The 13695-nt window shown below is 72.3% G+C and carries 13 protein-coding genes; 12 read left to right on the top strand and 1 reads right to left on the bottom strand.

The genetic code is table 11. The annotated features are described in order from the left end of the window. The first annotated feature begins 33 nt into the window (after positions 1-33). The 8 genes from IF20_RS27840 (at position 34) to IF20_RS27805 (ending at position 8687) form a co-directional block, all read left to right on the top strand. The gene (locus tag IF20_RS27840) at positions 34-1143 is read left to right on the top strand and encodes a quinone-dependent dihydroorotate dehydrogenase (RefSeq protein ID WP_052868110.1); all 1110 of its coding nucleotides are present in this window, start codon (positions 34-36) and stop codon (positions 1141-1143) included. After that, positions 1140-2000, top strand: coding sequence for an orotidine-5'-phosphate decarboxylase (gene pyrF / locus IF20_RS27835; RefSeq protein ID WP_052868109.1), 861 nt, complete (start codon positions 1140-1142; stop codon positions 1998-2000). The genes IF20_RS27840 and pyrF overlap by 4 nt, the downstream gene beginning before the upstream one ends. Before the next feature lie 225 nt (positions 2001-2225). Further along, on the top strand, positions 2226-2552 hold the full coding sequence (locus tag IF20_RS27830; protein WP_052868108.1) for an integration host factor: 327 nt from the start codon (positions 2226-2228) through the stop codon (positions 2550-2552). A gap of 37 nt (positions 2553-2589) precedes the next feature. Next, positions 2590-3195, top strand: coding sequence for a guanylate kinase (gmk, locus tag IF20_RS27825; RefSeq protein WP_110944611.1), 606 nt, complete (start codon positions 2590-2592; stop codon positions 3193-3195). Between the two features lie 73 nt (positions 3196-3268). Continuing rightward, positions 3269-3541, top strand: a complete 273-nt coding sequence (gene rpoZ / locus IF20_RS27820; RefSeq protein ID WP_030610454.1) for a DNA-directed RNA polymerase subunit omega — start codon at positions 3269-3271, stop codon at positions 3539-3541. Positions 3542-3683: 142 nt separating this feature from the next. Then, positions 3684-4892: a bifunctional phosphopantothenoylcysteine decarboxylase/phosphopantothenate--cysteine ligase CoaBC gene (gene coaBC, locus IF20_RS27815; RefSeq protein WP_052868106.1), complete on the top strand. Its 1209-nt coding sequence runs from the start codon at positions 3684-3686 to the stop codon at positions 4890-4892. A gap of 240 nt (positions 4893-5132) precedes the next feature. Next, positions 5133-6356 (top strand): methionine adenosyltransferase, encoded by a 1224-nt coding sequence (metK, locus tag IF20_RS27810; protein ID WP_052868105.1) that lies wholly within the window; start codon positions 5133-5135, stop codon positions 6354-6356. Positions 6357-6542: 186 nt separating this feature from the next. Next, positions 6543-8687: a primosomal protein N' gene (locus tag IF20_RS27805; RefSeq protein ID WP_052868104.1), complete on the top strand. Its 2145-nt coding sequence runs from the start codon at positions 6543-6545 to the stop codon at positions 8685-8687. Positions 8688-9015: 328 nt separating this feature from the next. Here IF20_RS27805 and IF20_RS27800 read toward each other — a convergent pair whose 3' ends face one another. After that, complete coding sequence (locus IF20_RS27800) at positions 9016-9528, bottom strand: hypothetical protein (protein ID WP_052868235.1); 513 nt, start codon at positions 9526-9528, stop codon at positions 9016-9018. Between the two features lie 225 nt (positions 9529-9753). Between IF20_RS27800 and fmt the strand changes: the two genes are divergently transcribed. From fmt to rpe, 4 genes are all read left to right on the top strand, one after another. After that, positions 9754-10686, top strand: coding sequence for a methionyl-tRNA formyltransferase (gene fmt / locus IF20_RS27795; protein WP_052868103.1), 933 nt, complete (start codon positions 9754-9756; stop codon positions 10684-10686). 91 nt (positions 10687-10777) lie between these two features. After that, on the top strand, positions 10778-11218 hold the full coding sequence (locus tag IF20_RS27790; protein ID WP_110944624.1) for a hypothetical protein: 441 nt from the start codon (positions 10778-10780) through the stop codon (positions 11216-11218). Positions 11219-11261: 43 nt separating this feature from the next. Next, positions 11262-12689, top strand: coding sequence for an RsmB/NOP family class I SAM-dependent RNA methyltransferase (locus IF20_RS27785; protein WP_052868102.1), 1428 nt, complete (start codon positions 11262-11264; stop codon positions 12687-12689). Positions 12690-12848: 159 nt separating this feature from the next. Continuing rightward, positions 12849-13532, top strand: coding sequence for a ribulose-phosphate 3-epimerase (gene rpe / locus IF20_RS27780; protein WP_052868101.1), 684 nt, complete (start codon positions 12849-12851; stop codon positions 13530-13532). The last annotated feature ends 163 nt before the right edge of the window (positions 13533-13695 follow it).

Genomic DNA, 13695 nt, shown 5'->3' with positions numbered 1-13695 from the left:
ACCCGGTGTCCCCCTCTTCATGAGGACACCCCTGTGTACAAGCTGTTCTTCAACCTGATCTTCAAGCGCATGGACCCCGAACAGGCCCACCACCTGGCCTTCGGCTGGATCCGGCTGGCCGCGCGCATCCCCGTCCTGCGGACCTTCGTGGCCGCCGTCCTCGCGCCCCGCTACAAGGAGCTGCGCGTCGAGGCCCTCGGGCGCCGCATGCACGGCCCCTTCGGGCTCGCCGCCGGCTTCGACAAGAACGCCGTCGCGATCGACGGCATGACCATGCTCGGCTTCGACCACGTCGAGATCGGCACGGTCACCGCGCAGCCGCAGCCCGGCAACCCCAAGAAGCGCCTCTTCCGCCTCGTGAAGGACCGCGCGCTCATCAACCGCATGGGGTTCAACAACGAGGGCTCCGCGGCCGTGGCGGCCCGCCTGGCGGCTCGCAACCCGGTGTTCAGGACCACCCTCGGCGTCAACATCGGCAAGACCAAGGTCGTGCCTGAGGCCGAGGCGGTCGGCGACTACGTGACCTCGACCGAGCGGCTGGCCGGCCACGCCGACTACCTCGTCGTCAACGTCTCCTCGCCGAACACCCCCGGGCTGCGCAACCTCCAGGCCGTCGACCACCTGCGCCCGCTGCTGTCCGCCGTGCGCGAGGCCGCCGACCGCACGGTCACCGGCCGCCGCGTCCCGCTCCTCGTCAAGATCGCTCCCGACCTGGCCGACGAGGACGTCGACGCCGTCGCCGACCTCGCCGTGGAGCTGGGCCTGGACGGCATCATCGCCACCAACACCACCATCGCGCGGGACGGGCTGGGCCTGAAGTCCGACCCCGCGCTCGTCCAGGAGACCGGCGGGCTCTCCGGCCGCCCCGTCAAGGAGCGCTCCCTCCAGGTGCTGCGCCGCCTGTACGCCCGTGTCGGCGACCGCATCACCCTCATCGGGGTCGGCGGCATCGAGAACGCCGAGGACGCCTGGCAGCGCATCCTGGCGGGCGCCACCCTCGTGCAGGGCTACAGCGCCTTCATCTACGAGGGCCCGTTCTGGTGCCGCGCGATCCACAAGGGCCTGGCCGCGCGACTGCGGAACAGCCCGTACGCCACCCTCGCCGAGGCCGTCGGCGCCGAGCACAAGAAGGTGACCGCATGACCTCCCAGGACACCGCGAACGGGGCTCCGGAGCCGTTCGGCGCCCGGCTGCGCCGCGCCATGGACACCCGCGGCCCGCTCTGCGTCGGCATCGACCCGCACGCCTCCCTGCTGGCCGACTGGGGCCTGAACGACGACGTGGCGGGCCTGGCGCGGTTCACCCGTACCGTCGTCGAGGCGCTCGGCGAGACCGTCGCGGTCTTCAAGCCGCAGGCCGCGTTCTTCGAGCGCTTCGGGTCGCGCGGCCTCGCCGTACTGGAGACGGCCGTCGTCGAGGCACGGGAGCGGGGCGCGCTGGTCCTGATGGACGCCAAGCGCGGCGACATCGGCTCCACGATGGCCGCCTACGCCGACACCTTCCTCGGCAAGGACAGCCCGCTCTTCTCCGACGCGCTCACGGTCAGCCCGTACCTGGGCTACGGCTCCCTGAAGCCCGCCGTGGAGCTGGCCAAGGAGAACGGCTGCGGCCTCTTCGTGCTGGCACTGACCTCCAACCCCGAGGGCCAGGAGGTGCAGCACGCGGTACGGGCCGACGGCTCGACCGTCGCCGCCACCATGCTCGCCCACCTCAAGGCCGAGAACGCCGGCGCCGAGCCGCTGGGCTCCTTCGGTGCGGTCGTGGGCGCGACGCTGGGCGATCTGTCCGCGTACGACCTCGCCGTGAACGGGCCGCTGCTGGCACCCGGCATCGGGGCCCAGGGGGCGACGCCCGCCGACCTGCCGACGGTCTTCGGGGACGCCGTGCGCAATGTGGTGCCGAGTGTCAGCCGGGGTGTTCTCCGTCACGGTCCGGACGCCGCAGGTCTGCGCGATGCGGCGGCTCGGATCGCCGCGGATGTGGCCGCAGCGGTCGGTTAGTGGCAGGCACCGGCACTTTCACCGGTGCTTTGGTCCCGAAATGTCCTGGTCGGCAGAGGCTGACCAGGACTTTTCGTCTGTTCTCGCTGACTCCGGCGCCCTCGCCCGCTAGTCTCCGACGAGAGCACCGCACGTAAGCGCGTTGTTCGTTGCTCCGCAGGTGCGGGGCGACTAGGTTCCACACCGGTCCGTATCCGACAGTTCGACATCCGAGGTGACGTAGGCGTGGCTCTTCCGCCCCTTACCCCTGAACAGCGCGCAGCCGCGCTCGAGAAGGCCGCCGCGGCTCGCCGGGAGCGCGCCGAGGTCAAGAATCGGCTCAAGCACTCCGGTGCCTCCCTCCACGAGGTCATCAAGCAGGGCCAGGAGAACGACGTCATCGGCAAGATGAAGGTCTCCGCACTGCTCGAGTCGCTGCCCGGCGTGGGCAAGGTCCGCGCCAAGCAGCTCATGGAGAAGCTGGGCATCTCCGAGAGCCGTCGTGTGCGCGGTCTCGGGTCCAACCAGATCGCCGCACTTGAGCGTGAGTTCGGCAGCAGCGCAGCCAGCTAGTGCCGGGGCACTACCCGGAAGCTGGAATAATTGCTGCATGAGTTCTGCAGTCTCCCGGGGGGCGACCCCGGCAACCCCGGACAGACAACCGCGGCTGACCGTGCTCTCCGGCCCCTCCGGGGTCGGCAAGAGCACGGTCGTCGCCCATATGCGCAAGGTCCACCCCGAGGTGTGGCTGTCCGTCTCGGCCACCACCCGTAAGCCGCGTCCCGGCGAGCGGCACGGAGTCCAGTACTTCTTCGTCGAGGACGAGGAGTTCGACAAGCTGATCGCCAACGGCGAGCTGCTGGAGTGGGCCGAATTCGCGGGCAACCGCTACGGCACCCCCCGCCAGGCGGTCCTGGACCACCTGGCGGCGGGCGAGCCGGTCCTGCTGGAGATCGACCTCCAGGGCGCCCGGCTGGTCCGTGAGTCCATGCCCGAGGCGCGGCTGGTCTTCCTGGCCCCGCCGAGCTGGGACGAGCTGGTCCGCCGGCTCACCGGCCGCGGCACGGAGTCGCCCGAGGTGATCGAGCGCCGGCTGGCGGCCGCGCGTGTCGAGCTGGCGGCGGAGAAGGAGTTCGACGAGACGCTCGTCAACACCTCCGTCGAGGATGTCTCGCGTGAGCTGCTAGCCTTGATGCTGAATAACTCCGGAGAATGATCTTCGCGCTCTTCTTTGCGGAAGACGCGGAATTCCCGGAAATTCCCTGATCACACCCTTCGGAAGGCAGAGAGTGTCCTCTTCCATCACCACGCCCGAGGGCATCATCAACCCGCCGATTGATGAGCTTCTCGAGGCCACCGACTCGAAGTACAGCCTCGTGATCTACGCCGCGAAGCGTGCGCGCCAGATCAACGCGTACTACTCGCAGCTCGGCGAGGGCCTGCTCGAGTACGTCGGCCCCCTGGTGGACACCCACGTCCACGAGAAGCCCCTCTCCATCGCGCTGCGCGAGATCAACGCGGGTCTGCTGACCTCCGAGGCCGTGGAGGGCCCGGCCCAGTAAGGGCCTGCTCCGGCGAAAAGTTTCATGGACCAAGGGCCCGGCGGCCGCGCTGCCGGGCCCTTGGTGTGTCATGGGTACGTACACCGCGTACGGGTGGAAGTGTTCGGCGCATGGGCGCCCTGGCTCGGGAGCAGCGAAGACGATGGACAAGCCCAAGGTCGTCCTGGGAGTCAGCGGCGGGATCGCCGCGTACAAGGCGTGCGAGCTGCTGCGGCGGCTGAGCGAGTCCGGGCACGACGTCCGCGTGGTGCCGACGGCCTCCGCGCTGCACTTCGTGGGTGAGGCCACCTGGGCCGCGCTCTCCGGGAACCCGGCCTCCACCGAGGTCTGGGAGTCGGTCCACGAGGTGCCGCACGTCCGCATCGGGCAGGGCGCCGACCTGGTCGTGGTGGCTCCCTGTACGGCCGACATGCTGGCCAAGGCGGCGCACGGCCTCGCCGACGACCTGCTGACGAACACGCTGCTGACCGCCCGCTGCCCGGTGATCTTCGCCCCGGCGATGCACACCGAAATGTGGGAGCACCCGGCCACCCAGGAGAACGTCGCCACCCTCCGCGCCCGCGGCGCAATCGTCATCGAGCCCGCCGTGGGCCGCCTGACCGGCGTCGACACCGGCAAGGGCCGCTTCCCCGACCCGGCCGAGATCTTCGAGGTCTGCCGCCGGGTGCTGGCCCGCGGCCCCGAGGCGGTCACCGCCGATCTGTCCGGCCGGCACGTCGTGATCAGCGCGGGCGGCACCCGCGAGCCGCTGGACCCCGTCCGCTACCTCGGCAACCGCTCCTCGGGGAAGCAGGGCTACGCGCTCGCCCGTACGGCCGTGGCGCGCGGCGCCAGGGTCACGCTGGTCGCGGCGGAGACCGGGCTGCCCGACCCGGCCGGCGTGGACGTCGTCCGCATCGGCACGGCCGTGCAGCTGCGCGAGGCGGTGCTGAAGGCGGCGGCCGACGCGGACGCGGTGGTCATGGCGGCGGCCGTGGCCGACTTCCGTCCGGCCCGGTACGCCCCCGGAAAGATCAAGAAGCAGGACGACGTGGAGCAGCCGCCGCTCGACCTGGTCCGCAATCCGGACATCCTCGCCGAAATCTCTGCCGATCGGGCGCGTCCCGGACAGATCGTCGTCGGGTTCGCCGCCGAGACCGACGACGTCCTGGCGAACGGCCGCAAGAAGCTCGCCCGCAAGGGCTGTGACCTGCTGGTCGTCAACGAGGTCGGGGAGCACAGGACCTTCGGCTCCGCCGAGAACGAGGCGGTCGTACTGGCCGCCGACGGCACGGAGACCCCGGTGCCGCACGGGCCCAAGGAAGCCCTGGCCGACACGGTCTGGGACCTGGTCGCCGAACGATTTTCCTGATCGGCGGACGAGCCCGTTCCGGCCCGTGCGTCACGGCAAAATCCCTTGTCGCGACCTGCCGTTGGGTGGCGCACCGGGGCCGGCGGGCAGGGTGTCCCTGGTCACGGCGCATCCACAGAACGAGACTCCGTGCCCGAACAGGGCGTCCGACCGATAAACTGGCCGTGGATCGCGCCGAGCGCAGCTCTCGGCAGATCCGTCAATGATCAGACAGCAGCCGCTGCAACCCCAGGGAGCGATGTGTCCCGCCGCCTGTTCACCTCGGAGTCCGTCACCGAGGGCCACCCCGACAAGATCGCTGACCAGATCAGCGACACCATCCTCGACGCCCTCCTGAAGGAGGACCCCGCCTCCCGGGTCGCCGTCGAGACGCTGATCACCACCGGCCTGGTCCACGTGGCCGGCGAGGTGACCACGAAGGCCTACGCCGACATCCCCAACCTCGTACGGAACAAGATCCTGGAGATCGGTTACGACTCCTCCAAGAAGGGCTTCGACGGCGCTTCCTGTGGTGTCTCCGTATCGATCGGCGCGCAGTCCCCGGACATCGCCCAGGGCGTCGACACCGCCTACGAGAAGCGGGTCGAAGGTGCCGCCGCAGGTGAGGATGGCGACGAGCTGGACAAGCAGGGCGCCGGCGACCAGGGCCTGATGTTCGGGTACGCCTGCGACGAGACCCCGGAGCTGATGCCGCTCCCGATCAACCTCGCGCACCGCCTGTCCAAGCGGCTGTCCGACGTGCGGAAGAACGGCACCATCCCCTACCTCCGTCCCGACGGCAAGACCCAGGTCACCATCGAGTACGACGGCCACAAGGCGGTCCGGCTGGACACCGTGGTCGTCTCCTCGCAGCACGCCTCGGACATCGACCTGGACTCGCTGCTCGCTCCCGACATCCGCGAGTTCGTCGTCGAGCACGTGCTGAACGAGCTGATCGAGGACGGCATCAAGCTCGACACCGAGGGTTACCGCCTCCTGGTCAACCCGACCGGCCGCTTCGAGATCGGCGGCCCGATGGGCGACGCGGGCCTCACCGGCCGCAAGATCATCATCGACACCTACGGCGGCATGGCCCGCCACGGCGGCGGCGCCTTCTCCGGCAAGGACCCGTCCAAGGTCGACCGCTCCGCCGCGTACGCCATGCGCTACGTCGCGAAGAACGTCGTGGCCGCGGGCCTGGCCCAGCGCTGCGAGGTCCAGGTCGCCTACGCGATCGGCAAGGCCGAGCCGGTCGGTCTCTTCGTGGAGACCTTCGGCACCGCCACGGTCGACGTGGAGAAGATCGAGCAGGCCATCTCCGAGGTCTTCGACCTCCGCCCGGCCGCGATCATCCGCGACCTCGACCTGCTCCGCCCGATCTACGCCGAGACCGCCGCCTACGGCCACTTCGGCCGCGAGCTGGACGCCTTCACCTGGGAGCGCACGGACCGCGTCGACGCGCTCCGCAAGGCGGCGGGTCTGTAGGACCCGTGAGCCGTTGAGGCTCCGCTTTTCCCGGGCTTTTCCTGGGCTTTCCCTGGGCTTTCCCTGGGCTTTCCCCGGTTTCACGCCTCCGGGCCCGTACCGCCGTCGCGCGGTACGGGCCCGGAGGCGTTTCCGGCCCCCGTCGCCCCGCGGCCACTGTCGGTGGGGTCTGCTAAGACTGGGGGTGTGAGCAGCGAGAACGGGGCGGGGGCCGGGGAGCAGGGAGAGCAGCTGGCCCTGATCCGGGAGACCGTCCGGGAGGCCAAGAAGAAGGCGCCGAAGGCCCGGCCGCGGACCTGGCGCGGCGCCGAGCTGGCCAAGGAGCGGCCGGTGGCGCGGGTGCTGGTGGACAAGGGCCCGGTCCACCTCGACAAGCTCTGGGACTACGCCGTGCCCGCCGCGATGGACGAGAAGGCGCAGCCCGGTGTCCGGGTCCGGGTCCGGTTCGGCGCCGGGACCGGCCGGGTGCGCGAGGGCCGGCGCGAGGGCGGCGGCCTCCTGGACGGGTACATCGTCGAGCGCATCGCCGAGTCCGACTACCGCGGCCCGCTGGCCGCCCTCGCCCAGGTCGTCTCGCCGGAGCCGGTGCTGACGCCGGAGCTGCTGGCGCTGTGCCGCGCGGTGGCCGACCGGTACGCCGGCTCGCTCGCCGACGTACTACAGCTCGCCATCCCGCCGCGGCACGCCAAGCCCGAGGCGGAGCGCTTCCCCGCGCCGCCGCCCCCGCCTCCGGTGCCGTCCCTGGCCAGCTGGGAGCGCTACCCGGACGGGCCCGGGTTCATCGAGACCCTGGCCGGCGGCGGCTCGCCCCGGGCGGTGTGGACCGCGCTGTCGGGGCCGCACTGGCCGTGGGAGCTGGCCGCCGCGGTGGCGGCGACGCTGGCGTCCGGGCGGGGCGCGCTGGTCGTGCTGCCCGACGGGCGGTCGGTGGCCCGGGTGGACGCCGCGCTCACCGAGCTGGTCGGGCGCGGAATGCATGCGGTACTGGTGGCGGATTCGGGCCCCGAGGAGCGGTACCGCCGCTGGCTGGCGATACGTCGGGGTGCGGTGCGCGCGGTGGTGGGGACCCGCGCGGCGATGTACGCGCCGGTGGCGGATCTCGGGCTCGTGGCGATCTGGGACGACGGACATTCGGCGCACAGCGACGACCATGCGCCGTATCCGCACGCGCGCGACGTCCTGCTGCTGCGTGCCGTGCACGAGAAGGCGGCGTGCCTGATCGGCGACCTGGGGCGCACCGTCGAGGCAGCGCAGCTCGTGGAGAACGGCTGGGCGCGCTCCCTGGAGGCCGGCCGCGACCAGGTGCGCGCCGCGGCGCCGCTGGTCCGCACGATCGGCGATGCGGAGACCGCCCGCGACGAGGCGGCGCGCGCGGCCCGGCTGCCCTCGCTCGCCTGGCAGACGGCGCGCGCGGGACTGGCCCGCGGCCCGGTACTGGTCCAGGTCCCGCGGCGGGGCTACGTACCCCGGCTGGCCTGCGCCCGGTGCCGCGAGCCCGCGCGCTGCCGGCACTGCGCGGGGCCGCTGGAGGCGCAGGACCAGGACGCGGCGCTGTGCTGCGGCTGGTGCGGACAGGAGGCGCCGGACTGGCACTGTGCGGAGTGCGGGAACGCGCGGCTGCGGGCGCAGGTCGTGGGGGCGCGGCGGACGGCGGAGGAGCTCGGGCGGGCGTTCCCCGGCGTACCGGTGCGGACGTCCGGGCGGGATCATGTGCTGGACACGGTGCCCGACCGGCCGGCGATCGTCGTGTCGACGCCGGGTGCGGAGCCGGTCGCGGTGGGGGGCTATGCGGCGGCGTTGCTGCTGGACGGCTGGGCGTTGTTGAACCGACCCGATCTGCGGGCCGGGGAGGAGGCGTTGCGGCGGTGGCTGGGCGCGGCGGCGCTGGTGCGCGGGGCTGAGGACGGGGGCGTCGTCGTGGTGACCGGGGAGCCCACGTTGCGGCCCGTGCAGGCGCTGGTGCGGTGGGACCCCGTCGGGCACGCGGTACGGGAGCTCGCGGAGCGGGCGGAGCTCGGGTTTCCGCCGGTGTCCCGGATGGCTTCGGTCGCGGGGCGGGCGGAGGACGTGGCGTCGCTGGTGCGGGGGGCGGCTCTGCCGCCGTCGGCCGAGGTGCTGGGGCCGGTGCCGGTGTCGGCTCCCGCCTCCGGTCGTCCGCGGCGGGCGGGGGAGCCGCCGGTGGGCGAGGAGTGGGAGCGGGTGCTGGTCCGGGTGCCGCCGGGGGAGGGGGCCGCGATGGCCGCCTCTTTGAAGGCCGCTTGGGCGGCTCGGATGGTGCGGCGGGAGGGGGGTGCGGTTCGGTTGCGGATCGATCCGCTGGATGTGGGGTAGTCGGTGCCTGTTGTGGCTTTTGGCTTTTGGCTTGTGGCTGGGCTGGTGCCCCCAGCGGTGCCGTTTCGTCGGGGCGCGCCTCGGGGCGTTGTCCTCAAGCTCCCCCAGCTACCGCTGGGAGGTGCCCCCAGGACGGGCTGGGTTGTGCTGGGTGCGGTGGCGGCCCTCCGCGGGTGGGGGTTCGGACTGCTTCGCTTGACGTCCGAACCCCCACCCGCTGCGGTCCACCCCCTCCCGTCGGGGGGAGGGTGCACGGTGTGTTGTGGCGCGCGTGGGTGGGGCGGTGTCGTTCCGTAGTACGTCGGCGTGCGTACGGGGCGTCGGTGTGTCAACCGTTGCGGGGGCCCGGGAAGGCGTTGGGGCGGTCCTGGGCGGGGTGGGGCGGCATGGCGCGGGCGGCGGGGACGGACGCGGGGGTCACGGAGACGGCGCGGGCGGCTGCGGCGTCGGGGGTGCGGGGCGCGTCCGGGGTGTCGGCCGGGGGCTGGGCCGCGGCGCGGCGGGCGCCGTAGCGGCGGTGGACGGCCTGTTTGGTGACGCCGAGTGCCGAGCCGACCGCGTCCCACGAGAAGCCGAGCGAGCGGTCGAAGTCGACCGCGGCCGTGACGAGCGTTTCGACGCTGTCCCGCAGCTCCTGGGCGAGGCGCACCGTGGGTGCCGGGGCGCGTCCGTACACGACGAAACCCGTGGACGGGCCGGTGCGCCGCGGACGGTAGACGTTACCGAGCTGCGCGGTCAGCGTACGCAGTGCGTCCACCTGCCGGCGGACCCGCTCGATGTCCCGCACCAGTAGATGAAGACTGGCGCGTGCCTGGGCGTCGTGGGTTGCGTGGTCGGCCATGAACAAGCCTCTCGAACCGGCGTTGATGCGGAAGGTGAATGCGTGGACCGGCTGGCGGCCCGGTGTGGTCAATGTCGTTTGACCAACGCGGCAGCGCCGGGTGGGGTCACGGTATGGGGGCGTACGAGCTTTCAGCTGGGGCGCGCGGTAACCCGTACGCCCCCGTGTCTGACGCCCCATAGACTGGTGTGTCCTTCCGCAGCGCTGAGAGGTAGTACGCCACCCATGAAGCTCGTCTTCGCCGGCACCCCCGAGGTCGCCCTTCCCGCCCTGGACGCCCTGATCGCGTCGGACCGGCACGAGGTGGTGGCCGTCGTGACCAGGCCCGACGCGCCGGCCGGTCGCGGTCGCCGGCTCGTCGCCAGCCCGGTCGCGCAGCGTGCCGAGGAGGCCGGCATCGAGGTGCTCAAGCCCGCGCGGCCGCGGGACGAGGACTTCCTGGCCCGGCTGCGCGAGATCGCGCCGGACTGCTGCCCGGTCGTCGCGTACGGCGCGCTGCTCCCGAAGGCCGCGCTGGAGATTCCCGTCCACGGGTGGGTGAACCTGCACTTCTCGCTGCTGCCCGCGTGGCGCGGCGCGGCACCCGTGCAGCACGCGGTGCTGGCGGGCGACGAAGTGACCGGAGCCTCCACCTTCCGGATCGAGGAGGGGCTGGACTCCGGGCCGGTGTACGGCGTGCTGACCGAGGAGGTCCGGGCGACCGATACCAGCGGCGATCTGCTGACCCGGCTGGCGTTCGCCGGGGCCGGGCTGCTCGCCGCGACCATGGACGGCATCGAGGACGGCTCGCTGAAGGCGGTGCCGCAGCCGGCCGAGGGCGTCACGCTCGCGCCGAAGATCGAGGTCGAGGACGCGAAGATCGACTGGTCGGCGCCCGCGCTGCGGGTGGACCGGGTGGTCCGGGGCTGCGCGCCCGCGCCGGGTGCGTGGACGCTGTTCCGTGGGGAGCGGCTGAAGGTGATGTCGGTGGCGCTGGTGCCCGACCGTACGGATCTCGCGGTCGGTGAGGTCGCGGCCACGAAGAAGGCCGTGTTCGTGGGGACCGGCAGCCATGCGGTGCAGCTGCAGTGGGTGCAGCCGCAGGGCAAGAAGCCGATGGCCGCGGCGGACTGGGCCCGCGGCGTGCGCATCGCGGAGGGCGAGCGGGTCGGGGACTGAGCGGTCCCGGCCGGTGATTGCTCAAGTTTGACTAGGGGGGGATCGGGTAGAGGGTGGATTGAGTAGTCAAGTTTGAATAGAGGGGGTTGTGATGGGGGAGTTCTTGGTGCCCGAGGCGGGCGGTTACGTGCCTACGGAGCGGGAGCTGCGGGAGGTCGAGGAGTGGTTCGCGCGGTATGACGCGTTGAGTGTGGGGGTGGATGTCGAGGGGATGGCGGACATGGCCGTCTTTCCGCTCAACCTCGTCAGCGACGGCTCGGACGGCAACGGCTGGACCGGGCAGTGGGGCCGCGCGGAGTTCGTGCGGACGATGCGGGAGGTGATGGGCGGTGACGAGGAGGTGTCTTTCGACTCGGTGCGGACACCGCACTTTCTGAGTGCGGGGATCGTGGTGGTGTTCACGGACGCGGTGTTCACCGTGGGCGGGCGGTCGCAGTCGGTGCGGTACGCGGACGTGCTGGTCAGGCGGGACGGGGGGTGGGCGTTCCAGACCATGATCCAGGGCGGCTGGGGTGACCTGCTGCGACGGTAGGCTGGTGGGGATTCGTCCTCGTCAGCAGCGGAGCACCTTACTCGTGAGCGACCAGCCTCGTCGTCGTCCCGGCAAGCCCCATCGGAGGCCGAAGAAGGACCCCGTACGCATCCTCGCGTTCGAGGCCCTGCGTGCGGTCGACGAGCGGGACGCGTACGCGAACCTCGTCCTGCCGCCGTTGCTGCGCAAGGCGCGCGAGAAGGGGGATTTCGACGCGCGTGACGCCGCGCTGGCGACCGAGCTGGTCTACGGGACGCTGCGCCGGCAGGGCACGTACGACGCGATCATCGCGGCGTGTGTGGACCGGCCGCTGCGGGAGGTCGATCCGCCGGTGCTGGACGTGCTGAGCCTGGGGGCGCACCAGCTGCTGGGTACGCGGATCCCGACGCATGCCGCGGTCAGCGCCAGTGTCGAGCTGGCGCGGGTCGTGCTGGGGGACGGGCGCGCGAAGTTCGTCAACGCGGTGCTGCGGAAGATCGCCGCGGAGGACCTGGACGGCTGGCTGGAGCGGGTCGCGCCGCCGTACGACGAGGACCCGGAAGATCATTTGGGTGTGGTGCACTCGCATCCGCGGTGGGTCGTCTCCGCGCTGTGGGACTCGCTGGGTGGCGGCCGGGCCGGGATCGAGGATCTGCTGGCGGCGGACAACGAGCGGCCCGAGGTGACGCTGGTCGCGCGGCCCGGGCGGGCGACCCCCGAGGAGCTGCTCGACGCGGTCGGCGAGGAGAACGGGCTGCCGGGGCGCTGGTCGCCGTACGCGGTGCGGCTCAGCGAGGGCGGTGAGCCGGGCACGCTGGACGCGGTACGGGAAGGCCGCGCGGGTGTGCAGGACGAGGGCAGTCAGCTGGTGGCCGTCGCGCTGGCCAATGCGCCGGTGGACGGGGCCGACGAGCGCTGGCTGGATGCCTGTGCGGGGCCCGGCGGCAAGGCGGCGCTGCTGGGGGCGCTGGCCGCGGAGCGGGGGGCTTCGCTGCTCGCCGCGGAGAAGCAGCCGCACCGCGCCCGGCTGGTGGCGCGGGCGCTGGCGGGCAACCCGGGGCCGTACGAGGTGGTCGCCGCGGACGGTACGCGTCCGGTGTGGCGGCCCGGCTCCTTCGACCGGGCGCTGGTGGACGTGCCGTGCACGGGGCTGGGGGCGCTGCGCCGCCGTCCCGAGGCGCGCTGGCGGCGGCGGCCCGAGGACCTGGACGGTTTCGCGCCGCTCCAGCGCGATCTGCTGCGGCAGGCGCTGAACGCCGTACGGGTCGGCGGGGTCGTCGGGTACGCGACCTGCTCGCCGCACCTGGCGGAGACCCGCGCGGTGGTGGACGACGTGCTGAAGGAGCACGGCGAGGCGACCGCCGAGCTGATCGACGCCCGGCCGCTGATGCCCGGCGTGCCTGCTCTGGGGGACGGGCCCGACGTGCAGCTCTGGCCGCACCTGCACGGCACGGACGCGATGTACCTGGCCCTGCTGCGCCGCACGGCCTGAGGGGCAGTTGGGGGACGCTCTGTTCCCGAAGGGGGAGTCGGTTGCGGGTGGAGGGGGGCGGGGTGCCGCCGCCGAGCGGGAGCGCGCGGCAGGGGACGAGGCGGTCCGCGTCCTTGACCCGCTTATGGTTGTCGCGGCCGGCGCGACATACTAGGTGGCATGGCCTTGATCAACCCCAGCATTCTGTCCGCCGACTTCGCCCGGCTCGCCGAGGAGGCGAAGGCCGTCGAGGGCGCGGACTGGCTCCATGTCGACGTCATGGACAACCACTTCGTGCCCAATCTGACGCTCGGCGTCCCCGTCGTGGAGTCGCTGCGGAAGGCGACCGACACCCCCCTCGACTGCCACCTGATGATCGAGGACCCGGACCGCTGGGCGCCGCAGTACGTCGAGGCGGGGGCCGGCTCGGTCACCTTCCACGCCGAGGCCGCGGCCGCGCCGGTCCGCCTCGCGCGGGAGATCCGGGCCAAGGGCGCCCGTGCGTCGATGGCCCTGAAGCCCGCCACGCCCATCGAGCCGTACGAGGATCTGCTCCCCGAACTCGACATGCTGTTGATCATGACGGTTGAACCGGGCTTCGGCGGGCAGGCGTTCCTCGACATTATGCTTCCGAAGATCCGCCGCACCCGCGCGCTGATCGCCAAGCACGGCCTGGAGCTGTGGTTGCAGGTGGACGGTGGGGTGTCCGCCACGACGATCGAGCGCTGCGCCGAGGCGGGTGCCGACGTCTTCGTCGCGGGGTCGGCCGTGTACGGCGCCGAGGACCCGGCGAAGGCCGTGCGCGATCTGCGGGACAAGGCCGACGCCGCCACCGCGGCGGCCGGCTGGGGCTGCGCACACTGACGCGGCCGAGGGGCCGCGCGCACGGCGTGGCCCCCTACCTGGGGCGGCGCTGCCGGGCGACGGGGATTGACCTCGCGGCCATGCAGCGTTCATCGCGGACCGAGCGGTCACGGTCCACGCCGACCTCGGGTTTCTGGAAGGATGAGCGCAGAGTCGATCAGGT

The organism is Streptomyces niger (genome assembly GCF_000718305.1).
GTDB lineage: Bacteria > Actinomycetota > Actinomycetes > Streptomycetales > Streptomycetaceae > Streptomyces > Streptomyces niger.
This window is presented reverse-complemented; position numbering and strand designations above follow the sequence as displayed.